Annotated in this window: 21 protein-coding genes and 1 pseudogene; 10 read left to right on the forward strand and 12 right to left on the reverse strand. The window is 62.0% G+C overall.

What is annotated here, in order from left to right; genetic code table 11:
• Positions 1-192: 192 nt before the first annotated feature.
• Positions 193-2,817, reverse strand: coding sequence for an AAA family ATPase (locus KHO31_RS26175; protein WP_201072780.1), 2,625 nt, complete (start codon positions 2,815-2,817; stop codon positions 193-195).
• Complete coding sequence (locus KHO31_RS26180) at positions 2,814-3,956, reverse strand: metallophosphoesterase family protein (RefSeq protein WP_201140399.1); 1,143 nt, start codon at positions 3,954-3,956, stop codon at positions 2,814-2,816. The genes KHO31_RS26175 and KHO31_RS26180 overlap by 4 nt, the downstream gene beginning before the upstream one ends.
• A 239-nt stretch (positions 3,957-4,195) precedes the next feature.
• Here KHO31_RS26180 and KHO31_RS26185 point away from each other — a divergent pair, with 239 nt between their 5' ends.
• The 4 genes from KHO31_RS26185 to KHO31_RS26200 all read left to right on the forward strand — a co-directional run bounded on the left by KHO31_RS26185 (position 4,196) and on the right by KHO31_RS26200 (position 9,711).
• Complete coding sequence (locus KHO31_RS26185) at positions 4,196-5,476, forward strand: DUF445 domain-containing protein (RefSeq protein ID WP_201073003.1); 1,281 nt, start codon at positions 4,196-4,198, stop codon at positions 5,474-5,476.
• A 131-nt stretch (positions 5,477-5,607) separates the two neighbouring features.
• Positions 5,608-7,560 carry an AI-2E family transporter gene (locus KHO31_RS26190; RefSeq protein ID WP_201072776.1) on the forward strand — a complete coding sequence of 651 codons (1,953 nt, stop codon included), beginning with the start codon at positions 5,608-5,610 and terminating at the stop codon, positions 7,558-7,560.
• A gap of 221 nt (positions 7,561-7,781) precedes the next feature.
• Positions 7,782-9,530 (forward strand): FAD-dependent oxidoreductase, encoded by a 1,749-nt coding sequence (locus KHO31_RS26195; protein ID WP_211624446.1) that lies wholly within the window; start codon positions 7,782-7,784, stop codon positions 9,528-9,530.
• Complete coding sequence (locus KHO31_RS26200; RefSeq protein ID WP_201072772.1) at positions 9,520-9,711, forward strand: hypothetical protein; 192 nt, start codon at positions 9,520-9,522, stop codon at positions 9,709-9,711. The genes KHO31_RS26195 and KHO31_RS26200 overlap by 11 nt, the downstream gene beginning before the upstream one ends.
• Before the next feature lie 90 nt (positions 9,712-9,801).
• Here KHO31_RS26200 and KHO31_RS26205 read toward each other — a convergent pair whose 3' ends face one another.
• From KHO31_RS26205 to KHO31_RS26215, 3 genes are all read right to left on the reverse strand, one after another.
• On the reverse strand, positions 9,802-10,785 hold the full coding sequence (locus KHO31_RS26205) for a 2-dehydropantoate 2-reductase (RefSeq protein ID WP_211624448.1): 984 nt from the start codon (positions 10,783-10,785) through the stop codon (positions 9,802-9,804).
• 76 nt (positions 10,786-10,861) lie between these two features.
• Positions 10,862-11,653, reverse strand: a complete 792-nt coding sequence (locus tag KHO31_RS26210; RefSeq protein ID WP_201072768.1) for a class II aldolase/adducin family protein — start codon at positions 11,651-11,653, stop codon at positions 10,862-10,864.
• Between the two features lie 73 nt (positions 11,654-11,726).
• A complete protein-coding gene (locus KHO31_RS26215) occupies positions 11,727-12,926 on the reverse strand; it encodes an amino acid aminotransferase (protein WP_201072767.1) in 1,200 nt (399 codons plus the stop codon).
• Between the two features lie 216 nt (positions 12,927-13,142).
• Here KHO31_RS26215 and KHO31_RS26220 point away from each other — a divergent pair, with 216 nt between their 5' ends.
• A complete protein-coding gene (locus tag KHO31_RS26220) occupies positions 13,143-14,084 on the forward strand; it encodes a LysR family transcriptional regulator (protein WP_201072766.1) in 942 nt (313 codons plus the stop codon).
• An 83-nt stretch (positions 14,085-14,167) separates the two neighbouring features.
• Here the strand turns inward: KHO31_RS26220 and KHO31_RS26225 are convergent, their stop codons facing one another.
• Positions 14,168-14,983 carry a helix-turn-helix transcriptional regulator gene (locus tag KHO31_RS26225; protein ID WP_201072765.1) on the reverse strand — a complete coding sequence of 272 codons (816 nt, stop codon included), beginning with the start codon at positions 14,981-14,983 and terminating at the stop codon, positions 14,168-14,170.
• An 84-nt stretch (positions 14,984-15,067) separates the two neighbouring features.
• Positions 15,068-15,958 (reverse strand): LysR family transcriptional regulator, encoded by an 891-nt coding sequence (locus KHO31_RS26230; RefSeq protein WP_211624450.1) that lies wholly within the window; start codon positions 15,956-15,958, stop codon positions 15,068-15,070.
• A gap of 107 nt (positions 15,959-16,065) precedes the next feature.
• On the opposite strand from KHO31_RS26230, the gene KHO31_RS26235 reads away from it, so the two are divergent.
• Positions 16,066-17,292 carry an MFS transporter gene (locus tag KHO31_RS26235; RefSeq protein ID WP_201072763.1) on the forward strand — a complete coding sequence of 409 codons (1,227 nt, stop codon included), beginning with the start codon at positions 16,066-16,068 and terminating at the stop codon, positions 17,290-17,292.
• Positions 17,293-17,318: 26 nt separating this feature from the next.
• Positions 17,319-17,516 (forward strand): annotated as a pseudogene (locus KHO31_RS39460) (alpha/beta fold hydrolase); the annotation flags it as partial.
• Positions 17,517-17,561: 45 nt separating this feature from the next.
• Here the strand turns inward: KHO31_RS39460 and KHO31_RS26240 are convergent.
• The 4 genes from KHO31_RS26240 to KHO31_RS26255 all read right to left on the reverse strand — a co-directional run bounded on the left by KHO31_RS26240 (position 17,562) and on the right by KHO31_RS26255 (position 20,831).
• A complete protein-coding gene (locus KHO31_RS26240) occupies positions 17,562-18,458 on the reverse strand; it encodes a MipA/OmpV family protein (RefSeq protein ID WP_201072761.1) in 897 nt (298 codons plus the stop codon).
• 419 nt (positions 18,459-18,877) lie between these two features.
• Positions 18,878-19,621, reverse strand: coding sequence for a peptide-methionine (S)-S-oxide reductase MsrA (msrA, locus tag KHO31_RS26245; protein ID WP_201072760.1), 744 nt, complete (start codon positions 19,619-19,621; stop codon positions 18,878-18,880).
• A 19-nt stretch (positions 19,622-19,640) separates the two neighbouring features.
• Positions 19,641-20,153 carry a peptide-methionine (R)-S-oxide reductase MsrB gene (gene msrB / locus KHO31_RS26250; RefSeq protein WP_201072758.1) on the reverse strand — a complete coding sequence of 171 codons (513 nt, stop codon included), beginning with the start codon at positions 20,151-20,153 and terminating at the stop codon, positions 19,641-19,643.
• A gap of 135 nt (positions 20,154-20,288) precedes the next feature.
• Positions 20,289-20,831 (reverse strand): Lrp/AsnC family transcriptional regulator, encoded by a 543-nt coding sequence (locus tag KHO31_RS26255; protein ID WP_201072756.1) that lies wholly within the window; start codon positions 20,829-20,831, stop codon positions 20,289-20,291.
• Positions 20,832-20,991: 160 nt separating this feature from the next.
• On the opposite strand from KHO31_RS26255, the gene KHO31_RS26260 reads away from it, so the two are divergent.
• Positions 20,992-22,008: a 1-aminocyclopropane-1-carboxylate deaminase gene (locus KHO31_RS26260; protein WP_201122416.1), complete on the forward strand. Its 1,017-nt coding sequence runs from the start codon at positions 20,992-20,994 to the stop codon at positions 22,006-22,008.
• 526 nt (positions 22,009-22,534) lie between these two features.
• On the opposite strand, the gene KHO31_RS26265 is transcribed toward KHO31_RS26260, so the two are convergent.
• Entirely contained in the window at positions 22,535-23,425 is an 891-nt protein-coding gene (locus tag KHO31_RS26265) for a LysR family transcriptional regulator (RefSeq protein WP_201072752.1), read from the reverse strand.
• A 136-nt stretch (positions 23,426-23,561) separates the two neighbouring features.
• Here KHO31_RS26265 and KHO31_RS26270 point away from each other — a divergent pair, with 136 nt between their 5' ends.
• Positions 23,562-24,287 (forward strand): pirin family protein, encoded by a 726-nt coding sequence (locus KHO31_RS26270; RefSeq protein WP_201072750.1) that lies wholly within the window; start codon positions 23,562-23,564, stop codon positions 24,285-24,287.
• Positions 24,288-24,383: 96 nt separating this feature from the next.
• On the forward strand, positions 24,384-24,797 hold the full coding sequence (locus tag KHO31_RS26275) for a DoxX family protein (protein WP_201085057.1): 414 nt from the start codon (positions 24,384-24,386) through the stop codon (positions 24,795-24,797).
• Positions 24,798-24,838 lie beyond the last annotated feature (41 nt).

Consider the following 24,838-nt stretch of genomic DNA (forward strand, 5'->3'; position numbering starts at 1 on the left):
CAATTTGAACTCGAGCGTGTACTGCGCCCGCTTTGCCTTGCTTGTCATTGTTCTTCTCCTTGCTTGAGTTTACCTGCTCAGCAAGGGATTCGTTTTTCGGGGGCAAGCTCAACTCGGCCGTGCCCACGCTGGCAGTCATCGTCACGCCTTTGCCGATGTGCCGCATCGGGCTATGAGCTCCGAATCCCACAGCTACGCCGCCGCCTTCAAATCCTCAATCGCCCGCTGCCTCACCCCCAGATCGTCCCACAGCTCCGGATGGCACGTGAACACCAGAATCTGGTGCCGCGTCGCCGCATCGATCAGCGCTCGCTTGATCGCATCGCGCCGCGCCGCGTCGGTATGCACGGCAGCATCGTCGAGCATCAGCAAGGTCGGGCGACCGGACGCTTTCAAAAGGTCTGCATAAGCCAGCCGCGTCAAGATACCAAGTTGCTCCCGCGTACCGAAGCTCAATGCATCGAGCGTATCCGCACGACCATAACGGTCCAGCGTCGCCGGGCTAAGATCGTCGCCGAGCGCAATCGTCGACTGCGGGAAAATCCGCTTCAGATAGTGCCCAAGCCGCTCGGTCAACGGCGCACGCAACTGCGCCACCGCCGCATCGCGTTCGTCGACGAGCACTTCGTCGAGCAAACTCAACGCGCTCGCCCGCAAGCTGAGTTCGTCTTTGCGGCGCGTGGCTTGTTCCACCGACGCCTTCACCGTCGCAAGACGCTCCCCTAGCCCGGACGCGCCAACCGTTTCCAATTGACTGCGCAATTGCGCCATCCGCAGTTGCCGCTCGTGCTGCTCGTTGCGCGCAAGCTCGGCCGACGCACGATAGCGTTTCGCCTCAGCCGCCGGATCGTCGAGACGCGCCGCTTCCAGTTCGCGCTCACGTCCTTCGAGTTGCTTCTTCAGCGCCTCGACCTGTACACGCTGCTCGACAATTTTCGTCTGCCACTGTGCACGGTTGCGACAAAACGCTTCGTCGCTCAGTTGAGCTTCCTTGCGCTGCAACTGACCGGCGAGCGACTCTGTCGTCGCCGTGGCGGTGGATTTGCTTTCCGCCGCCTGCGCCAGCACTTTTCTGGCGGCTTCCAGTGCATCACGCGCGATGTCGGCATTGCGGCGAGCCTCATCGAGCGGCGGTGCAGCCGAGACATCGGGCAAGATCGCGAGCCGCTCATTCGAGGTCTGCAGCCGCGCGGCAGCCGAAGCCAACGCAGCGCGAAGCGCGTCGATACCCTGCGGCGCATGCACCTCAAGAATCTTCGCCTGGCTTTTCTGCTGAGCGACCAGCGCTTTCCACTGCTCGTGCCTGGCTTCTGCCTCGCCCAGCGACGCCACACCCAGCGCCAGCAATAACTGCGCATGGCTGGCTTCGAGCGATGCCAACTCAGACAACCGCGCCGACAGATCGGAAACGCCGGGAATCACCCGTAATTCGCCCAGCTCGCCAAGACCGATCAGCTTCTCCTCGTCGAGCCGCAGCACGCCCTCGCCGCTCACCTTTGTATCGCCGACGGTGATCGCGCCATTCAGCCGGTATTCGATGCGCGTCATCGCCGCTTCGGTTCGCGCGCGCAGCACGGTCAACTCCGCGTCGAGCGATTGGAGCCGTTTCAATTGCGCACCGTCGATTTCGAGCGCTGCCGCTGCTCGCGTCGCCTCCAGCACGGCCTCGTTTGCCTTGCCGGCGGCCGCGATAGCCGCTTCAAGCCGTTCGCTCTCGGTGCGGTGCAGAGCAATCTGACTGCGCAAATCGCCTGCGGTTACCGCGGCATTCGCCAGTTCGTACGCGCGGTTGGCATCGGCGTACGCCTGTTCGAATTGCGCGACGCTCGCCTGAGCTTGCGTATGTTCGTTCTGAACCGTCGACACGTTGGCTCGCGCTGCGTCGAGTTGCTGCCGCTCGCGAGCGACGGCCGCTTCGAGTTCCGTCGCCGCCTGTTCCTGCTGCACCGACAGCGCCAGTTCCGCGTCGCTTAATTTCAGCGACTGCGCCAGCCCCTGAAGACTGCGTTCGAGTTCCGCCGCTGCATCGGCGCGTTGTTGCGCCTGCACGGCCTTCTGCTCGTGAAGCTCCCAGGGGCGCTTGCGTTGGGCGTCCTCGAAGGCGTCCTGCTGCGTAGCAAGGCGCGCGATATTCTCGTCGAACTGCTGACGCTGCTGTTCCAGATCGTCACGTTCTTCAATGAGCGCCGCCAACGCCTGTTCGGCCTCGGCCAGCGGCCCGGTGGACTTCTGCGTACGCGCCGTAAGCAGTTGCCGAAGCTCGCGCTGCACCGCTGCGATCAGCGCATCCTCGCCGGCGGATTCGCTGCTGCCCGAAAGTTGCGAAAGCGCGTCGCGCAAATACTGTGCCGCGTGCCCCGTAGAATCGCGCACCTCCTGCGTGCCGCCTTGTTGCACCCACAACAAACCGGGAACGCCGGCGTTTTCCGCCTTCAGTGGCCCACGCGCGGCACGCGAAAACCCGAGCAACGCGGCGAGCTTGTCTTCCGCTTCGTCCTCGCCGAATACCGCCTGACCGATCTTCAATTCGCAGCGCTGCCGCGTGACGAACTGCTTCGACAGCCGGCACGCTGTGCCGTCCATATCGAACGTCACTTCAACCGACGGCTGCCCGCTTGCCTTGCCCCACGGCAGCAGGTCTTTCAGATGTGAAGCCTTGTAGCGTTCGAGGAACACCGCCCGCACGGCTTCGGCGATCGTGCTCTTGCCGGCCTCGTTCGGGCCGGTGAACAGATTGAGTCCGGGCTGCAGATCGTCGATAACGAGCCGGCCGGTGAACTGCTTGAATTCCTGAATCGCGATACTTTCCAGCTTCATGCGGACCTCGCTTCGCGCGGCAGTTCACGTTGAAAACGCGCAAGAAGCAATAACGCCTCCGCTGCGCGCTTGATCTGTTGCGGGTCGGATTGTGGGTCCTCCTGCAAGCCCCGCAGGCGCGCCACTACCTTCGCGAGGTAGCCGCTCTGCGCGCCCAGCTCTGCGAGGTCGTCAGCTGTGGGCAGCACTTGCAGGCCACTCAGATCGACGCGTAACGCCCGCACCCGAGCGCGAGTCTCTTCCACTGCAACGTGAATCGCTTCGGCCTCCGCCAGCGCAGTCGTGCCACTAACGGTTACCCGCAGCACGTCTTGACTGCCTAATGCGCTGAGGCGCGTCTTGAGTGAATCCACATCGGTCGGCACCGAGATCGTCTCTTCCCAGCGATGCCATTGATATTTACCCACCCGCACCGCTTCAACGGCCGGCACGGCGCCTGGCCCGGTCAGCGTGACGTCGAGCATGAAGCCCGGATCGTTGGCGCGGAAACGGTCCTGCTCGTGCGTGCCGGCATACCAGGTGCGTTCATCGACGCGCAAATGGCCGTGCCAGTCGCCGAGCGCGAGATAGTCCAGGCGCGCACTCGCGGCACGCGTCGGTGCGATCGGGTTCGACGAGTCGATGCCCTCCTGCAGAATGCCGCTCACGCTGCCATGCGCAAGCCCGATCCGGTGATAGCCGGGCGGCGTCTCCGTCGTGTCGAAGAAGCCCGTCGTGTCGTCGTAGGTGATGCGTTGCGTGAGCGGCGCGCAGAGCAACGCGCATTGGCAGGCGTCGAGTGTCACCACGCCGGGTTCGAGCACGACCCGCACGTTCGGTGCAATACAGTTCAGGCGCTGCGCACGCGTCCACACGCTTTCGACCAGCGCGGCATCGTGATTGCCGGGCAACATGATCCACGGCCCCGAAAACGCCTGCAGCGCGCCGAACAAGCGGCGGATCACCGTGTCCGATACGGTCTGCAGGTCAAATACGTCGCCCGCGACCAGCACGGCGTCGACCTTGCGCGCCGCCGCTTCTTCAGCGATCCGGCGCACGGTTTCGAAGCGCGCTTCCGCGAGGTGTGCGGCTTCGTCCGGCTCGAACTGGCCGAATTGCGTGCCTATCTGCCAGTCCGCGGTGTGCAGAAACCTGATCACTGTGCCTCCATTCCGTTCGATTGCATCGTCACTCTATGTTCATCCAGCGCTCGCCCAAGCCGCTCGCCCAGGCAGCGCCTCGCAGTCTAACCGCAGATGTTACCGCGCCTACGGGTCAAAGAATGTCCAAAGCCAGTGCCGCACGGCCGGAACAGCGGCGCTACACTCGCGTTTCTGGACGAACTCGCCAGTCGCACCGCGACATTCCAATCGAATTGAACCCCGCTGCCCTGCTGCCGATGAACAAAGAGACCGAACTGAAGAAGGCCAAGCGCACCCCGTTACTGCTGCTGGCGGCCGCCGCCTGCGTTTTCCTCGTGACCGCCTTCATGCCGCGCGGCCTCTGGGTGGACGGCATCAAAGCGGTGGCCGAAGCCGCCATGGTCGGCGCGCTTGCCGACTGGTTCGCCGTGGTCGCGCTGTTTCGCCGTGTGCCGATTCCGATCGTCTCCAAGCACACGGCGATCATTCCAAAGAACAAACACAAGATTGCCGACAACCTCGCGGTATTCGTGCAAGACAAGTTTCTGGACGTGCCGTCGCTGGTCGGTTTGATCCAGAAACACGACCCTGCGCAAAGCATCACCGGCTGGCTGACGAAGCCGGCCAATACCGCGCGTCTAGGCGACTACGTGGTCAAACTGACGAGCGGCATTCTCGAACTGACCGACGACGTACGCATTCAGGTCTTCATCAAGGACGCGCTGCGGGACGTGCTGGCCAAAGTCGATCTGTCGCAATCCATGGGGACGATTCTCGACACGCTCACCAAGGACGGCCGCCACCAGGAACTGCTCGACGCCGGCATCGAACAGGTGGTCGCGTTGCTGCGCGAACCGCAGGCGCGCGAGTTTATCGCCGAGCGCATCGTCGAGTGGGTGAAGAATGAATATCCGAAGATGGAGATGATCCTGCCGTCGGCATGGCTCGGCGAAAAAGGCGCCGAAGCGATCGCCAATGCGGTGAACCGGATGCTCGAGCAGATCAGCGAGAACCCCACCCATCAGCTTCGCCAGAAATTCGACGACGCGGCGCAAAAACTGATCGTCAAACTCAAGAGTGATCCGGCGTTCCTGCAGAAAGGCGAAGAACTGAAGCGTTATCTGGTGGAAGGCGAAGCGCTCAGCACGTATGTGAAGGACATGTGGGGCGAACTGCGCACATGGCTCAAGCGCGATCTGCAAAGCAGCGATTCGGCCTTGCACGCCAGGGTGATGGCGATGGGTCAATGGGTCGGCCGCGAACTGGCGCAAGACCCCGCGCTGCGTCAGTCGCTGAACGACCACCTGGAAGAAGCCGCACGCGCCATGGCGCCGGATTTCGCCCAGTTCCTCACACGCCACATCAGCGATACAGTGAAGAACTGGGACTCGCGTGAAATGTCACGGCAAATCGAGTTGAACATCGGCAAGGATTTGCAGTACATCCGCATCAACGGAACGATTGTGGGCGGCTTTATCGGCTTGCTGCTGTATGCGAGTTCGCGGCTGTTCGAACTGTTGCGTTTGCACATGGGCTGAGGGATACGGCCGCCGCGCGTCAAAGCGCCTACAATCCAGGCATATGAATTGCTCAGGCGCTTTATCTGACTGCCGCGGTTCCGCGCGCCCTCAATAACAGCGTCAGTGCCACAACATCGAAAAGTGTGCTCATGAAATTATCGTTACCGCCGCATGGGCGGCCGAACCGCGTATACCCGCCAGGCACGCCTAGTCTCCATGGGTTGGCGTCGGTCATCACCGGCGTGGTGGTGGTGTGCGCGCTGTACTTCGGCCGTGAGGTGTTGATTCCGATCACGCTCTCCGTGCTGCTCAGCTTTCTGCTTGCACCGCTGGTGCAAGCGTTGCGGCGCTTCCACATGGGTCAAATGCCGTCGATCTTTATCGCCGTGCTGTTCGCCCTCGCCACCTTGCTGGCCGTCGGCGCGCTGATCGGGGCGCAACTGGTGCAACTGGCCGGCGATCTGCCCCAGTATCAGGAAGCGATCGAGCAAAAGATCGAGACGGTGCAGGAGAAAACCGTCGGCCGGGCCGATTCGCTCATGAGCCGCGCCGCCGCCACGCTGCAACGTGTCGCGCCGAGCAAGCCGAGCCCGCCACGTCTCACCGGACGCGCGGCGCGCAATGCGCCTCCCGTGCCGCAACAGGTCGAAGTGCATGAGCCGTCGCCCACGCCGATGCAACTCGCTCAACGTGCGCTGTCCCCAGCGATTGCGCCAATCGAGACCACCTTCATCGTGCTGGTCGTGACGATCTTCATCTTGTTGCAACGCGAAGACCTGCGCGACCGTTTGATTAGTCTATTCGGCTCGCGTGACCTGCATCGCACCACCACCGCGATCAACGACGCCGCGGGGCGGCTAAGCCGCTACTTCGTCGCGCAACTCGGTGTGAACCTCAGCGCAGGCGGGGTGATCGCCATTGGTCTGGCGATCATCGGCGTGCCGGGGGCGCTGCTGTTCGGCGTGATTGCAGCGTTGCTGCGCTTCGTGCCGTACATCGGCATCTGGATCGCCGCGATTCTTGCCGTATTTCTCGCCGCCGCCATCCAGCCGCAATGGACCATGGCGGTCTATACGCTGATCCTGTTCATCGTCGTCGATGTGGTGGCCGGGCAGATTGCCGAGCCGCTCCTGTACGGCCATCGTTCGGGGCTGTCGCCGCTGGCGGTAGTCGTGGCGGCGATCTTCTGGAGCTGGCTGTGGGGGCCGATCGGCCTCGTGCTGTCCACGCCGCTCACGCTGTGCGTCGTCACGCTGGGCCGCTACGCCGATCGTCTGAACTTCCTCACGGTGCTGCTGGGCGACCAGCCCGCACTGACGCCCGCGCAAACCTTCTATCAGCGGATTCTGGCGGACGATCCGCATGAAGCCATCGTGCAGGCGGAGCGCCTCTTGCGCGAGATGTCGCTGATCGATTACTACGACAATGTTGCGCTGGAGGGTCTCAAGCTGGCGCGCAACGATGCGATGCGCGGGGTGTTGATGCCCGAGCAGCTGGCGCGGATCAACGACGCGCTGGTCGATATCGTCGAAAACCTGGAAATCGCCGACGGACTGCCAGATCGCCTGTCGCGCACGGACCCGGCCGACTCGGCTGGAGCGATATCGGCTTCGGCGACGGCCGATCTTTCGGAACGGCACGACAGCCACATTTCGGCCCACTCGCGGTTGCGCCATGAAAGCGAAAAAACGTCGGTGCTGTGCGTGCCTGGACGCGGCGCATTCGACGAAGTCACCGCCGCGATCGCCGTGCAATTGCTCGGGCGCCAGGGGCTCGCACCGATGATGGCCACGCACTCGGGTTATCGCAGCGCGCATCCCGACGAACCGAGCTTCAAGGACGCGCCGATCATCTGCATCATCTCGCTCGACGCGCCGGATTCACCACCGTATCTGCGCAATATGCTACGGCGTACGCGGGAATGGCGGCCGCGGGCGACGCTGGTGGTCGGCGTGGGCGGCGTGCCCGAAAGCGGCCCGGAGATGGGCGCGACCGGCGCTTCGCACGCGGCGCCGACGTTCCGCGCGATGATCGAGGAATGCCAGGTGGCGGCGAGCATGCAGCTCTCGCGCCAGCCTTCTCATGCGGCCGGGGCGGATTGAGATAGTCTGCGCGGTCCCTGCATGATTGAACAAGAAAGGCCGTGAGGTGCTGGCGCACCCCGCGGCTTTTCTATTTGCGGTGCGTCCGTGCAATGTACCCAAAATGATGACAGCCGCGCGCGCCCCCTCCTTCATACTTCACCTATCGATTCGCACCGCCTCCAGAGCGCGCTCAAGCGCCGGCGGGCAATCCATCGGTATCGCAGATCCAGGAGACACGCATGAGCCGCAGCTTCAAACCCTATCCGTTCACGCCTCGTCATTATGCGGGTGCGGTGCCGCCGCTAGTCGACGGGCGCGACCCCGTGAGGCGCGCCGTAGCGATTGTCGGCGGCGGTCCGGTCGGCATGACACTGGCGCTGGCACTGGCTCGCCAGGGCGTGCGCTCCGTGCTGATCGAAGCCGACGACGGCGTCTGCACCGGCAGCCGTGCGATCTGCATTTCACGGCGCAGCCTGGAGATTTTCAAGCGGCTGGGCGCAGTGCACGGTTTCCTGCAAAAAGGCCTGCCATGGACGGGGGGCCGCAGCTTCTACCGCGACGCCGAAGTGTTCCGCTTCGCCATGCATCAGGACGACGAGCAATCGCTGCCGCCGATGATCAACATCGCGCAATACCAGATCGAACAGTTGCTGCTCGACGAAGTGGAACAGCACGCGGACCTGATTGAGATCCGCTGGCAAACGCGCGTGACCGGTATTGAACAACATAGCGACAACGGCACGGCCGGCGCAACGCTTGACCTGAGCACCGGCGAGACCGCATGGAAAATGCACGCGGATTGGGTCGTTGCATGCGACGGCGGCCGCAGCACGATTCGCGAGGCGCTCGGTCTCAAGCTCACCGGCACGACGTACGAAGGCCGTTACGTCATCGTCGATATCGAATTGAAGAGCGAACGCGCCACCGAGCGTCTCGCGTATTTCGATCCGCCCTCCAATCCCGGCTCCACCGTGCTGGTGCATAAGCAGCCCGACAACGTCTGGCGCATCGACTACCAGCTTCGCGACGACGAAGACCCGGAGGCAGCGGTCAAGCCCGAGAACGTGATGCCACGTGTGCAGAGCGTGCTCGACTCCATGGGCGAAACGGGCGAATGGTCGCCTATCTGGATCACCGTCTACAAGGCCAACGCATTGACGCTCGAACGCTATCGCCACGACTCGGTGCTGTTCGCGGGCGATGCCGCGCATCTCGTGCCGATTTTCGGCGTGCGCGGTGCGAATTCCGGCATCGACGACGCCGACAACCTCGGCTGGAAACTCGCTTGTGTGGTCAACGGCATTGCGTCGGACCGTCTGCTCGACAGCTACAGCGACGAGCGCGTTTTCGCGGCGCGTGAAAACCTGAGCTACGGGATGAAGAGCACGGAATTCATGGCGCCGCCCTCCTTTGCATTCGACCTGATGCGCAAGGCCGTGCTCGGACTTGCTGAACATCATCCCGGCGTACGGCCGCTGATCAATCCGCGGCAGACGCATGCGATTGCGTATGCCCAGTCACCGCTCAATCGGGTCGCGGCCGTTGCATCGGACGCGTTCGCCAAAGGTCCGGCGCCAGGCACAGTACTGCCGGAGTGCCGCCTTCAACGCATGTGTGACGGTGTAGCAGCCGATATCCATCTCACCGATCTGCTTGGACCATGCTTCACTGCGCTTCGCTTCGGCGCGGACGTGGCACAAGACGAAGCATGGCAGCAATTGCAACACGCGCTTGGCGAACACAGCATTCCGTTCAAAGCGATCACGCTGATCACGAGCGATGCATCGCGCGGCACCGGTGCGCATGTGGTCGATCCGGCGGGCCGCTTGCACGAGATGCTCGACGCGACGCCAGGCACCGTCTATCTGATCAGGCCGGACGGTCATGTGCTCGCCCGCTGGCGCAACGGCAACGCGACGAACGTGCAAAACGCCGTGACGGCCAGTCTGACGAACGGACTCAAGAGGAATCCACACCATGACCGATAGCGAACTCGATCTCGTCTACACGACGCTCTGCAAGACACTGACCGCTGAAGGCGAAGCGCAAGCGCCCTTATATCTGGCACGCCTTGCATTGCTATGCATGACGGAACTCGACGACACGCAGCGGGCGTTGTCGTTGATCGAGGCGGCTAAGCTGCCGACCTGTTCCGTAGCGACCGCGTGATACGGAAGCCCGACGACATAAGGTGCAAAACATAAGGCGAAAAAAAGCCGCCCCGCGATAACACGGGGCGGCTTCTTCTCGTAACAACGTTCACTGCTTCGGATACAACCCCAACGTACTCGCATGCAGGCGCGCGAGGCCGAGCAACGCATCCGTGTAAGGCGTCGGCACTTCCGTCAGTTGCCCCAATTCACGCACCGCGGCCACGAGCGCATCAAGTTCGACCGCCTTGCCCGCTTGCACATCCTGCAGCATCGAGGTTTTCATCGCACCGAGTTTGAGCGTGACCTCGTGGCGATCCGCCGGTGCCTGCCCGATCGGAATACCGAAGCGTGCGCCGATCTCCTTTGCTTCCAGCATGATGCTCGTCACAAAGTTGCGCACCAGTTCGTCGCTGAGAATCCGGTCGGTAGTCGCGCCGGTGATGGCGCTGATCGGATTCATCGTCATGTTGCCCCACAGCTTGTACCAGACATCGCGCTGAATCTGCTCGGACATCGATGCGTTGAAACCCGCTGCGGCCAGCGTGGCGGTAAGCGCTTTGACTCGTTCGCTCGCTCGCCCCGACGCCTCGCCGACGATCAGCCCATTGCCCTGGTGATGCCTGATGACGCCTGGCGATTCGATCAGGCAGCTGGCATGCACCACGCAGCCCACCGTCTGTGCGGTCGGAATCGCCGCGGCGATCGCGCCGTCAGGATCGATCGACTTCAGCCGCTTGCCGGCGAAATCGCGGCCGAGCCCGTCGCAGAACCACCATGGCACACCATTCATCGCTGTCAACACGGTCGTTTGCGGGTTCAGCAGCGGCGCGATATGCGCGGCCACCGACGCCATCGCCGGGCCCTTGACCGCCACCACGACGAGGTCCTGCACGCCGAGATCCGCCGGCTGTTCGCTCGCATTCACCTTCACGGTGTGCGTCACGCCGCCTTCGATCAGGCGCAAGCCGTGCTGCTGCAACGCACTGAGCGTCGCGCCGCGCGCCACCACGCTCACGTCGTGGCCGGCCTGCGCAAGCTTCACCCCCATCCAGCCGCCGATCGCACCTGCACCGTAGATTCCTACTTTCATCGCTTCAGTCCTTGCATTAATCCTTGGGTCAATCTTCGCCTCAGTTCCCGTCTCAGCTCTCGCGTTAATCCCCGCTTTAATCCTTATAGCTCGCGTCGATGCGATCCACGCGCCGCACCAACGCATCGAATACATCCTGTCCCGCACCGTGCCGCGGATCGAACTGCAATGAGTCGCGTGAGCAGCGGATCGCCACTTCTTCCGGCACCGGCCGCGCGCGGCCCATCGAGAACGTAGCCATCTGGATTTCGCACGCGCGATTGAGCGTCCACAGAATAGCGAAAGTCTGCGGCAATGTATGGCCCCATGCCAGCAGGCCATGGTTGCGCAAAATCACCGCCTGCCGGTTGCCGATATGTTCGAGCAGACGCGGCCCTTCTTCCGCATGCACCGTGATGCCTTCAAAGTCGTGATACGCGATGCGGTCGTGCAACTGTGCGCTATAGAAGTTGGTTTGCTCCAGCCCATCTTCGAGACACGCCACCGCGACGCCGGCCGTGGTATGCGTGTGCATCACGCAATGCGCGTCGGCTAAGCCTTCGTGAATCGCCGCATGCACGACGAAACCCGCGGGATTCACCGGATACGGCGAGTTATCGAGCACGCGGCCTTGCGCGTCGATCTTCACGAGATTGCTTGCTGTCACTTCGCTGTAGTGCAGGCCGAACGGATTGATCAGGAATTGGCGCTCGCCGCCGCTGACGCTCGCCGGCACACGCAACGTGATGTGGTTGTAGATCATCTCGGTCCAGCCGAGCATATCGAAGATGCGGTAGCACGCCGCCAGTTGCACGCGCGCCTGCCATTCGTCGGGATGCATCGCGGCGGACTTCGGCGGGCTCACCGGTTGCATTTCAAGAGTCGTCATCAGGGTCTCCGTTGTTATCGTTCGCTTTTCATTCGCGATGTTCGCTATGCTCGGCCGTTGCGCGTAGCGGCCGTTATGCGCCCGCCACCACCGCCGCAATCGACGACGCCACATAGCCCGCGTTACGCGCATTCAATCCGGCGACGCACATGCGCCCCGACCGCAGCACATACACGGCGTATTCGCTGCGCAAGCGCTCGACCTGAGCTTCGCTCAAGCCCGTGTAGGTGAACATGCCGCGTTGCGCGACGTAACGCGCGCGCATCACTTCATCGACGTGACCTGCCAGGCCTTCGTGAATCGTGCCGCGCATGGCGAGAATCCGTTCGCGCATGGTGGCAAGCTCCGCTTCCCATGACGCGCGCAAGGACGGGTCCGACAGCACATTGGCGACGAGGCGTGCGCCGTGCGTGGGCGGATTGCTGTAGTTGGCACGCACCGCCGACATCAATTGCCCGAGCACGCGAGCCGCCTCTTCCTTGCTCTTGCACACCACGCTCAATGCGCCGCAACGCTCGCCGTACAGCGAGAAATTCTTCGAAAACGAATTGGCGGCGATCAACGGCACACCCGCATCGGCGAGCAGGCGCACGCAGGCGGCGTCCTCCTCGAGGCCGGCGCCGAAACCTTGATATGCCATGTCGACAAACGCAATCAGTTTGCGGCGCTGCAACACCGGCACCAGTTCCGCCCATTGCGCCGGGCTGAGGTCGACGCCGGTCGGGTTGTGACAGCACGCGTGCAGCAGCACGATGCTCCGCTCCGGCAAGCGGCCGATCGTGTCGATCATGTCAGCGAAACGCAGGCCACCGGTGTGTTCGTCGTAATAGGGATAGGTGTTGACCGTGAGGCCCGCGCTTTCGAACACCACACGATGGTTTTCCCAACTCGGATCGCTGATCCATATCTGCGAGGCCGGGAAATAACGCTTCAGAAAATCCGCGCCGACTTTCAGTGCACCGGAGCCGCCGATGGTTTGCAAGGTCGCGATCCGGCCCGCCGCACGCGCTTCGTTGTCCGCGCCGAACACCAGCGCCTGTGCTGCGTCGCGGTAGAGCGGCAGGCCTGCCATGGGCAGGTAGGAGCGCGGCCCGATCGAGCCGAGGAGCGCGGTTTCAGCCAGCCGCACGGCGTCCATCACCGGCAGCTTGCCGGCGTCGTCGAAATAGATGCCGATGCTCAGGTTGACCTTGTTGGGCCGCGGATCAAGTTGAAAATCTTCGTTCAGGCTCAGAATCGGGTCGCCCGGATAGGCGGGAATATGGTCGAACATGGCAATTCCTTGAGTGGAGCCCCGCATGTGGCTTGCGTGCGGCCTGCGTATACCCTGGATGTGGACGGTTGCAGTCTGGTCGTAGCCGCGTGGGCGAGACGGAAGTCTAAGCGGGTTTCCAGCTTCGCGTCGACCAGGACGAGTGTCGGCCAATCGCTCGCTGCATACAATCAATCGATTTTTCACGATTAGTAAGTTTTTCTTTAGAATCGCCTGATGCCACTCACACGCGTCACCATCCGTCAGTTCGAAGCCTTTCTCGCCATCGTCGATTTGCACAGCATCGGCGCGGCGGCGGAACGGCTCGGGCTGACCTCGTCGGCGGTCAGCCAGTTGCTGGCCGAACTGGAAACGGAACTGGGCTTTCGTCTCTTTGACCGTACGACGCGGCGCGTCAATCTGTCGAGCGCGGGGCAGGATTTTCTGTCGTCGGCCGAATCGGTGTTGCGCTATGTACGCGCCGCCGCCCAATCCGCCGATGACATCCGCAATCGCGCGGCCGGCATCGTGCGAGTCGGCGCGCCGCTGGTGCTCGCGGCGACCGCGTTGCCGGCTGCCATCGCCGAATATGCGCGCGACAAACCAAAGGTGGTCGTGCGCATTTGCGACACCGTGGTCGAACAACTGGTGGAGCGCGTGGAAAGCGGCGACGTGGATCTGGCGATCGGTCCGGATCGCCAGAGCGGCACGCGGGTGCGTTGCGATCCGGCCTTCGCGAGCCCGTGGGTGATGTGGTGCGCGCCGACGCACCCGTTGAACGCGCGGCGCCGGGTGCAGTGGCAACATTTGCGCGACGTGCCGATTGTCGCCACCGGCCGCGATCACGAGCGCGCAGTCGAACAGATGCTGGCTAATTTGCCAATAGAGGCGCGCATCATTCCGGTGGATGTGGTGGACAACGTCACGACGGCGTTCGGCCTGGCTTCACAAGGGCTTGCCGTGACGCTCGCGCCCGCCTATGTTGCGCCGCTCGCGCGAACCTTCGGGCTGGTGATGAAGCGGATCGTCGATCCTGAAACGATCCGCGAAGTTTGCGTGTATCGCTCGACCGAACGTGCGTTGTCACCGCCCGCGGACGGTTTCGCGGAATTCATCATGCCGTGGCTGAAGCGCTGGGATCGTGAAACGCAGGCCGATGCGCGGGTTAAGCGCGGGTGATCTTTCACGCAAATTCAATTGCGCTTCCGCTGCCCGTCGACTGCGTCGCAGTCAATCTATGACCGCGACTTCAGCGCGCCGGATCAGGACCGTTCAGGCAGCAGACATAGCGCGAACAGCTGGCGTTGGCTGGAGATACCGAGCCGCGCATAAGCACGCTTCTGATACGTAATCACGCTGGTGGCCTTGATGCCCATGTGCTCGGCGATCTCGGCAGCGCTTGCACCTTCGAGTGTGCCACGCAACACGTCGATCTCGCGCGGCGTAAGCGCCGGGCAGGCGCGTCTGACGCGCGCCAGCATCGCGGCTGCTGTACCTTGCTGATGCTGCCCGTTGAGTGCGTAATGGCTTTTCGCGGCGTGCGCGAACAGATGCGCCACGCTTTCCACGTGCTCAAGCTCGCCGGGCTGGAACATGCCGTAGGCGCTGTCACGATACAGATTGATCGACAGCCAGACGCTTTCCATGGGTTGCAGGAGCAACGATAGCCGGTCGGACACGTTGGGCTGCGCATAGCAGGCGGCGCGATAGGCTTCGTTTTCGATCTCCACGCTTTGCTGCTGGTGCAGCTCTAATGCTTCATGCTGCCTGGCTTGCGGGCGATCGATGATGGCACGGTTGCCGTCGAGAGCATAAAAATGCGTAGCGTAGCGGTCGGCGACATCACGCAGAAAGCGCCCGCCGCGATGATCGGCGGCGGAGACGGTGCGCGGCCTCGCGTCGAATTCGTAGGCGAAGATCGTGCACTGCGAAACGGGAAGCGTGTCGCCAACGGTTTTCAGAATGCTTGCAGCAAGTGCGTCCGGGTCGGCATGTGAGATCGACATGACGAGGTCGGTAACACGCGAAGTGTTGATGTGCCCGCTGCGAGGCGATGGGGATATGCGCCAGGAACGCATGATAAAGGCGAGGCCGGAGTGCTTGGGTTTCGGTCCGGCAAGCGTAGCACAATGGCGCATTGCGCCTGCTGCGGACAAAAAAAGCTACAGCGCCCCCAATTTGACAGCAAGAAAATCGACCAGCAGCCGCGTTCTCTGCGGCAACCGTCGCGTCTTCGCCCACATTGCATGCAATGGCAGGGGTGCAAGCTGAAAATCCGTCAACAAAACCTCAACCCGTCCTGCCTCCACCCACTCCTGAACCTGCCAGAACGCAGCAACCCCGATCCCCATCCCGCCCAGCACACCGGCGTTCACCGCAGCCACCTGATTGCTGTCAAAGCGCCCCGCTACGTTCACCGTAATCTCGTTTCCATCGGAAGATGTCAACACCCACCGCCCGGGATGGGGCACACCCGTTCGTACGACGCAATCGTGTCTCGCCAGATCCTGCGGATGCGACGGTCTGCCGTGTTCGGCAAGATAAGCCGGCGCGGCGAACACCACCCGCCGAAGCGTGCCGATCCGTCGTGCCACCAGCCGTGAATCAGGCGTTTCGCCGATGCGAATTGTCACATCCGCACCGGTCTCGACCGGATCGCGATACTCGTCGCTCAGATCGAGTGACAACTCCAGTTGCGGATGACGCTGCAAAAACTCCGCGGCGAGCGGCGCGATGAATTGCGGTCCGAATAGCGTCGGTGCATTGATACGCAATCGGCCGGTGAGCCGGTGCGCTTCCTCGGCGAGTTCGGTGCGCGCCAGTTCGAGTTCGGTCAGCGCGCCTTTGACGCGTTCGTAAAAGCGCATGCCGGCCGCGCTCGGTTGCGAAGTGCGTGTGGTTCGAACGACCAGGGTCGATCCGTGCGACCGCTCAAGCACCTGCAGCGACCGGCTGACTGCCTGCAACGACCGGCCAAGCCGGCGCGCGGCGCTCGTCAGACTACCCTCCTCGACGATCGCCACCAAGGTTTCCAGATCGCGCAATGCATCCATCGCCGATTCTCCCGTTTTTCGTGAGGATGTATCCAATTCAGTGCGAATTGTGTTCGTCAGACGTGAGAGTAGCATTCATTCAACTTCACTTGACAGCTAGCCCGACGATGGACTCTCCCACGATTCAATGCTCGACGGCATCCCAAACGGCTACGCCGCCGGCACACAGCGTTCCGACCGCCCGCTTCGCCGCGATGGTCGCGGTCGCCGTGCTGCCCTTGTATGCGTCACAAACGTTGATCGGCCCACTCAATGTCTCGCTGCATCTCGGGGCATGGACCACGCTCGTCACCGCATTGACGCTGTTCGGCTATGCGGTCGGCCTCGTCGGGCTCGTCCCGCTGATCGACCGCTTGCCCAATCGGCCCTTGATTGCCGCAACGTTGTTCGCGCAGATTGCGTGTCTCGCACTGGCCGCTGTCGCGCCGCTCGCTCCGGTGTTTCTGGCGGCATCGTTCGCTGTCGGCGTGACATCGAGCGTCGTGCAGATGCTGGTGCCCGCAGCAGCATCACTCGCGCCACCGGCTTCGCGCGGCAAAGTCGTCGGCAATGTGATGAGCGGCCTGATGCTCGGCATTCTGTTATCGCGGCCGCTTGCCAGTGTGATTGGCGGCGCACTCGGCTGGCGTGCGTTTTATGCAACCGATGCCCTGCTGCTCGCCGCCGTCACGCTCGCCGTGGTGCCGCGTTTGCCGGATAGCCGCCCTGTCGGCGCGCCGCCCTATGCCGCGTTACTGACGTCGATGGCGCGATTGCTGGCGCATGAACCGGTGCTGCGCCGCCGGGCTCTCTATCAAGGCCTGCTAATGGCCGGTTTCAATGCGTTCTGGAGCAGTGTTGCTATCGTCCTGACCCGTGCGCCGCTCGGTCTGAACAGCACCTCCGTCGCGCTCTTTGCGTTAGCGGGCGGCGGTAGCGTGTTCATCGCACCGTTGGCGGGCCGTGCCGGCGACAGGGGCTGGTCGAAGCCCGCCAGCATGCTCGCTCATGCGGTCGCCATCGCGGCCGCTCTGATGGCGGCATTGGCGTTGACCTCGGGTGTGTCGCGTGCCGCTTCGATCGCCATGCTGGCCGTAGCTGCGTTCTTTATCGACGGTGGCGTAATCGCCGATCAGGCGCTTGGCCGCCGCGCGATCAATCTGCTCGCGCCCGAATCGCGTGGCCGGGTGAACGGGCTCTATACAGGGCTCTTTTTCATCGGCAGCGCGATAGGCGCCACCATCGCCGGGCCGGCGCTCGCGCGTTGGGGTTGGCCGGGTGTATGTGTCGCGGCATTGGGCTTTTTTGCCGCGGCAGCGGGACTGCATCTGCGCGACAGTTCGCGCGCCGCATGATCGATGTTACGAACGATTCAAGGAGCATGCTCGTGACATCCACACGTACCGGGATGCGCTATCACAGCATCGAGATCGACGGTCTCGACATTTTCTATCGCGAAGCGGGACCGCGCGATGCGCCGGTCATCCTGTTGCTGCACGGCTTCCCGTCGTCGTCGCGAATGTACGAGACGCTGATGCCGCTGCTCGCGCGAGATTACCGGCTGATCGCGCCGGACTACCAGACGAATGTCGAGCGGTATCCACTGTCCAGCAGAAACCCTGCATCAGAAGCGGTAATTGATAGAGACATCGGCCACACCGGTTGCCCTGCTATGCGTAATCGGACTATTGCCCGCGCTGCCGACCAGTTGTTCGAATGCTCCGTCGGCGGTGGCAAACCAGTGCTTGTCGAATAGCCACACGGCGCTGATGCCGAAACCCACCGACTTGAAACCCGCGCTCGCGTGATACTCCGAGTACTGAGAGTGCGCCGCCTGGTTCTGATTCACACCGTACCAGCTGTTCATGTAGTTGGAGTCAGCGAGTGTCACGTTCGGCCCAGCGAACCAGAAGAATTTTTTGGTGCTGCCCGGCATCGGCAGATAGGCGCCTAGATCGCCGATCCAGCCGTTCGAGCCGCCGAAATAGCGTCGGATGTCGGCGCGCAGCACGAGTGGGAAATCCTTCGACACGACATATTCTCCGGAGAGTTTGACGCCCGGCGCCGGATTGATGTTGCCGAGCCCGTTCAACTCCTCCGGATCGTCGTGCCCGCGACGCCCGAGATCGTAGACCGCCGCGAGACTCGCACGCCAGTTCTGCCCTTGCGCAAAGTTGACCCCAAGACCTTCGCCGCTCGAAAAGAAGAATAGGTCCTTGTAGCGCACATCAATGCTCGGACCGGCCATCACGTGATATCTGTCGGAGCCTTCATAACGCGGCTGGAACGACATCGCCGCGCCGAATCGCACCTGCCAGTCCGGGATATTTGGCTGCCACAGCTTCTGCAGCGGAATGCCCACGGAGTACTGCCATTCGCCCAACGGCGAAGGCGTTTGGGCCAGGACCGAACCGGGAAGAACGCCGATACCGCCGAGGGCCAAGGCGACCAGAGAAGTTGCCGCGATACCTGTTTGCTTTTTGCGAATCTTGCCGATCCATTTTCTGCGGCTGTTCAGCACCAGAAACCTCCGTTTCTCGCGTATCGCGAAGGGGTTTATGTTCCTGCCAGATGTCGGCAATGTGTATTGCAAATACATCCGGGCAACCGCCGCAATGCTACGCGCGGCATGTAATTCTTTCAGCAGACGACACGAATTCCCGGCAAACCGCATTATTCGAAACTGGTGCCGCCCCGTAATTGGGGCCTTTGTGCGAACAAAAACGTGCAAAAGATTTGCCGACGCACGCTGCCGCGCAAAATGCGGGCCAGGTCGCTGGAGAGTCGGCGCAGATCAGGGCAATAGAAGGACAGACCAACGGCCGCTGACAAGCGCGCCGTGGCGATGATGACGGGCAGAATACAGGTACAAAAAGACTTCAGGCGCCGCGCAACGCGGCGCCTGAGAGCAGGATTGGGTTGTCAGCGACGCTCGTCGCTTTACTGCGCCGCTTCGACCAGCACAGGTTTGTCGCGATAGAGATTCGGAAACAAACGCTTCAGGTTTGCGACCTTTGGCATGTCGTTAATTGCGATGTACGCGGAATTCGGATGCAACGTCAGGTAGTTCTGGTGATAAGACTCGGCAGGATAGAAACCCTTGAACGGCTCCGTCTTCGTGACGATCGGTGCCGGGAAAGCGTGTGCCTTATCCAGTTGCGCGATGTAACTTTGCGCGACGCGCCGCTGCGTGTCGTTCAGCGGAAAAACTGCCGAGCGGTATTGCGTCCCGCTGTCCGGCCCCTGGCGGTTCAACTCGGTCGGATCCTGGATCACGGAAAAGTAGACCTGCAACAACTGCCCGTAGGTGACCTTGGTGGGGTCGAACGTGACCTGCACGGATTCCGCATGGCCGGTGTCGCCGCCACTGACGGTTTCGTACTGTGCCGTGTCGCGCTGGCCGCCTGAATAACCCGACACCGCCTTTGTGACGCCCCGCACGTGCTGGAACACGCCCTGCACGCCCCAGAAGCAGCCGCCCGCGAATACCGCGGTTTCTTCGTGCGCGGTCGCGGCGGAGATTGGCTCGTCGAGTGCGGGTGGCGCAATGACAACTCCGGCTTCCGACGAGAAGGCCATGCGCTGCGCCAGCAGCAGCGCCAGCGCGCCGAGCCCGACCGAAAGCGCGACGGCCGCGCCGCGTGAGCGGGCCGGTTTGCCGATGATGCGTTTCTCTGTGTTCATGATGTTCGTCCTGATTCGATCAGCTCGTGCCGCGCGCGGCGGCCGTGAAAGTTAAAGCGAGGCCGTTCATGCAATAGCGCAGGCCGGTTGGTTTGGGTCCGTCGTCGAAAACATGGCCCAGATGGCCGCCGCAGCGCCGGCACAGTACTTCGTCGCGCGTCATGCCGAACGACTTGTCGGTACGTGTGATGACCGCGTGATCCAGCGGCTGCCAGAAACTCGGCCAGCCGGTGCCGCTATCGAACTTCGTCTTCGACGAAAACAGCGGTAGTGCGCAGCCCGCGCACGCGAAGGTGCCGACGCGGTGTTCGTCGTTCAGCGGACTGCTGAATGGACGTTCCGTGCCCGCTTCGCGCAGCACGCGGTATTGCGCGTCCGTGAGCAGCTTGTGCCATTCGCCGTCGCTGTGCGCGACCTCGAAGGCCGCTGCCGCGCCCGTATCCGCCGCACTTGCCGTGCGCCATGCCGCGGTGCTGCCGGCGAGCGACGCCGCGCCGATTAACCTGAAGAATGTCCGTCTGTTGCAAGCCATGATGATCGTCCCGGAAAGTCCGTACCGTTCACCCGTTCAGGCGCTGATCGCGCCGCCCGCGAGTGGTCTTGACACTTAGTCGGCCAGCAAGGGGATTTATGACAGCATGCGCGTCTTTTTGCGTGACGGCGCCGGTTACAGCGGAAATTTCGTGGTCGACAGGATTTCCTTGAGCACCATAAAGGAGCGGATTTGCCGGACACCGGGCAGATAAAGCAGTTGCTCCGCGTGCAGACGATTGAAGCTGTCGCTATCGCGCGTGCGGATGGTCATGAAATAGTCGAACTCACCGGTCACGACGTGGCACTCCATACACCCCGCCACCTTCTGCGCCGCTTTCTCGAACTCGGCAAACGACTCCGGCGTAGACCGATCCAGCACCACGCCGATGATGACCAGCATGCCTGCTCCCGCCGCCTTCGGGTCGATCAACGCGACGACGCCGCGAATCAACCCCGATTCCTTTAGCCGTTCGACGCGCCGCAGACACGCCGGCGCGCTCAGTTTGACTTTGGCCGCAAGCGCGACGTTCGAGATCGACGCGTCGGTTTGCAACTGACGCAGGATCGCCCGATCGATGCGATCGAGCGCGTGCAGCGGATCGACCGCCGTGGATGCAGTCGAGACATCTGCTGCGGCCTCGGTGTTGTTGATGCCACGAACTTTTGTTGCGTTCATTGGTGCTTTTTCGGAAATTTATTAATCAACTTTCAACTCAAGAGTTTTAAAAATATGCTGAATGGAATTTCTTTGCAAGCTCATTTCTAGCGCTTTTCCCTACCATTGGTTTAGCGCGACGGCTTGCTGCTCGCGTCGAACCTACAACTTCGGAGCTGCCATGAACTTGCAACGATTCCCTCGCTACCCGTTGACTTTTGGGCCCACGCCGATCCAGCCGTTGAAGCGGTTGAGCGAGCACCTGGGTGGCAAGGTGCATCTGTACGCGAAGCGCGAGGACTGCAACAGCGGCTTTGCCTTCGGCGGCAACAAGACGCGCAAGCTCGAGTATCTGATTCCCGAGGCATTGGCGCAGGGTTGTGACACGCTTGTGTCGATTGGCGGGATCCAGTCGAACCAGACCCGCCAGGTGGCGGCGGTCGCGGCGCATTTGGGGATGAAGTGCGTGCTGGTGCAGGAGAACTGGGTGAACTATTCGGACGCTGTGTACGACCGGGTCGGCAACATCCAGATGTCGCGCATTCTGGGCGCGGATGTCCGCTTGGTGGCTGACGGCTTCGACATTGGCTTTCGCAAGAGTTGGGAGGATGCACTGGAGAGCGTGCGCGCCGCCGGCGGCAAGCCGTACGCGATCCCGGCCGGCTGCTCCGACCATCCGCTGGGCGGCCTCGGTTTCGTCGGCTTTGCCGAAGAGGTACGTCAGCAGGAAGCCGAACTGGGTTTCAAATTCGACTACATCGTGGTGTGTTCCGTGACCGGCAGCACTCAGGCCGGCATGATAGTGGGCTTCGCCGCCGACGGCCGCGCCGAGCGCGTGATTGGCATCGACGCATCCGCGAAACCGGCGCAGACCCGTGAACAGATCACGCGAATCGCGAAGCAGACCGCAGAGAAAGTCGGCCTTGAACGCGACATTACCGACAAGGACGTGGTGCTCGACGAACGCTACGGCGGCCCCGAATACGGCTTGCCGAACGAAGGAACATTGGAGGCCATCCGCCTATGCGCGCGACTTGAGGGCGTGCTGACCGACCCGGTGTACGAGGGCAAATCGATGCACGGGATGATCGACATGGTGAGAAACGGCGAATTCCCGGCGGGCTCACGGGTGTTGTACGCGCACCTGGGTGGCGTGCCGGCGCTGAACGGCTACAGCTTCATTTTCCGGAACGGGTAATTGACGGCAGGCCCGAGAGCGAGCGGCAAGCGGCAAGCGGCAAGCGGCAAGCGGCAAGCGGCAAGCGGCAAGCGGCAAGCGGCGGACAGCGAACTACGGACGGCGACCGATGTACGGTACACGGCGCACGATCCGTAGTGCGCGACGGGAGGCGATTAGCCTGCAGCAACAGAGTCTGTCACCGCTCGTCAAATAGCTTTGAACGAACGAAGCCGAAAACGCAAACACGGCCGCCGGTTTATGAGGTGCGTTTCGGCGCGCGCAGCGCCGCCGGAAGAATGACGCCTTTGTCACTCACGCCGAATGTGCGAGAACACGGATTCCAGATGCACCACTACCGTGGCTGCGCGGGGGACCCGCTTATGAGCTGGCGGGTTGAGCCGCTTTCTTTGCTTATCTTTCTTTGCGGCGGCAAAGAAAGTAAGTGCCGCCCCGCACAGGGGCAACGCTAATAGACCACTAACAATTCAAGGAAAGGCCAACGCCACATGCACACAGAAACAGGCGCCGAGCAGGCAAAAAAAAATCAAACCATCAACCCCTTCCCCAACTGCTCCCGCAAAAACCCAACAAAAACCCGAATCGTGACAGAACTCTGCCGATGCTGCGGATAGACCGCATAGACAGTAGTCGCCGCAGGCAAAAACCCATCCAGCACGGTCACCAGCTGACCACCAGCAAGCGCATCAGCAACAATAAAATCAGGAAGCCGAACAATCCCCAACCCAGCCACTGCCGCATCGCGAATCAGCTCCCCATTATTGGCCCGTAGCGGCCCATGCACCTCAACCCCTTTCGAAACACCATCAACAACAAAATCCCAACTCACAGCACCACCATGCCCATACAACAGGCAGGAATGCCGCGCCAGATCGGCAGGCACAACAGGTGCCCCACGCCGCCGCACATACCCCGGACTACAACACGCCACCATCCTGACATCGACGAGCTTCTGCGCGATCAGCGTTGAATCCGGCAACGCGCCGATCCGGATCGCCATATCGAAACCCTCACCGACCACGTCGACCGTGCGATCGCTCAACTCCATATCGAAGCGCACATCGCCATGCTCGCGCAGAAAGTTCGCCACCAACGGCGATAGATGCATCATGCCGAACGACATCGGCGCACTGACCCGCAACAGCCCACGCGGCCCGGCGCGACGCAGCGACATCGCCTGCTCGGCGTCTTCCACCTCGCCGAGAATGCGCCGCGCGCGCTCATAGAACTCCTGACCGAGCTCGGTCACGGCCAGCTTGCGCGTATTGCGGATCAGCAACTGCACGCCGAGCGCCTCTTCCAGCGCCATCACGCGCCGGCTGACGAACTGCTTCGAGAGCGCCAGCCGCTTTGCCGCCGCGGTGAAGTTATGGGCGTCCACCGTGGCGACGAAAATCCGCATGTCATCGAGTTGCATCGTATTGTCTACCTTGACGAGACAGTGTTTCCTATTCAGATCAGATTATATCCATCCTGATTGACCTAAACTGTCGTTCATGGATCGCAGCCAAACATCTGGCCAGATCGCACAACCCAAACCAAGGAGAAATACGATGCTCGAAATCAGACACGCCAATCAACGCGGCCGCGCCGAGCACGGCTGGCTCAGTTCGCGTCATACGTTTTCCTTCGCGAGCTATCACGATCCGAAGCAGAACGGCTTTTCCGACCTGCTCGTAATCAACGACGACCGTGTCGCACCGGCGCAAGGCTTCGGCAAGCACCCGCACCGCGACATGGAGATCTTCTCGTACGTGCTGGAAGGCGCGCTGGAACACAAGGACACGATGGGCACCGGCTCAGTGATCGTGCCAGGCGACATCCAGTTGATGAGCGCGGGAACCGGTGTCGCACATAGCGAATACAACCATTCGAAGAGCGAACCCGTACACTTCATGCAAATCTGGATTGCACCGGCGCAGAAAGGCACCGCGCCGCGCTATCAGCAACGACACTTTGGCGCGGATCAGAAGCGCGGCGTGTTGCGCCTCGTGATGTCGCCGGACGGTGCGGACGACTCGCTGGTGCTGCAACAGGATGCGCGGGTCTACGCCGGGCTTTTCAACGGTGACGAAACTGCGCGCCTCGAACTGGCCAGCAATCGCTATGCTTATATTCACGTGGCGCGCGGCAGCGTCACGGTGAACGGCGTCGAACTTGGAGAAGGCGACGGCGCGCGGGTTCGCGGCGAAGAAGCCCTGACCCTCACGCAAGGTCGCGACGCGGAAGTGTTGGTGTTCGATCTGCGTAACATCGAAATGTCGGAGTTGTGGGCTTAAGCGGTCTGATCCTGTCGATAGACATGGTCGGCTTAAGCGTGGCTCGCTGCAACGTGTGCGGCGAGCCGCCCCCTTCCTTGCCTACTGAGAAAAATCATGCGCTATACGCTATTTGAAAACCAGAAAGACACAGTCATTCTCGTCGCCCGCATCCTGTTGATGGTGCTGTTCGTGATGTTCGGCTGGTCGAAGCTGACCGGTTTTTCCGGCACGGTCGCTTATATGACGTCGAGCGGCGCTCCAATTCCGGAATTGTCGGCGGTCATCGCCGTGGTGATGGAGTTTGTTGTGGGCATTGCGCTGCTAGTGGGCTTCTACACGCGGCCGCTTGCGCTGCTGCTGGCGCTCTATACGCTCGGCACGGCGATCATCGGCCACCACTACTGGAACATGACGGGTGCGATGCAGTACGACAACATGATCCACTTCTACAAGAACATCAGCATCATGGGTGGATTGTTGCTGTTGTGCGTGACCGGGGCCGGCAAGTATTCGGTCGACCGGCGCTAAGTTACGGCTGCGCTGCCAGTGTTCGGCAAGCTCGACAAAAA

The organism is Paraburkholderia domus (assembly GCF_905220705.1).
Lineage (GTDB): Bacteria > Pseudomonadota > Gammaproteobacteria > Burkholderiales > Burkholderiaceae > Paraburkholderia > Paraburkholderia domus.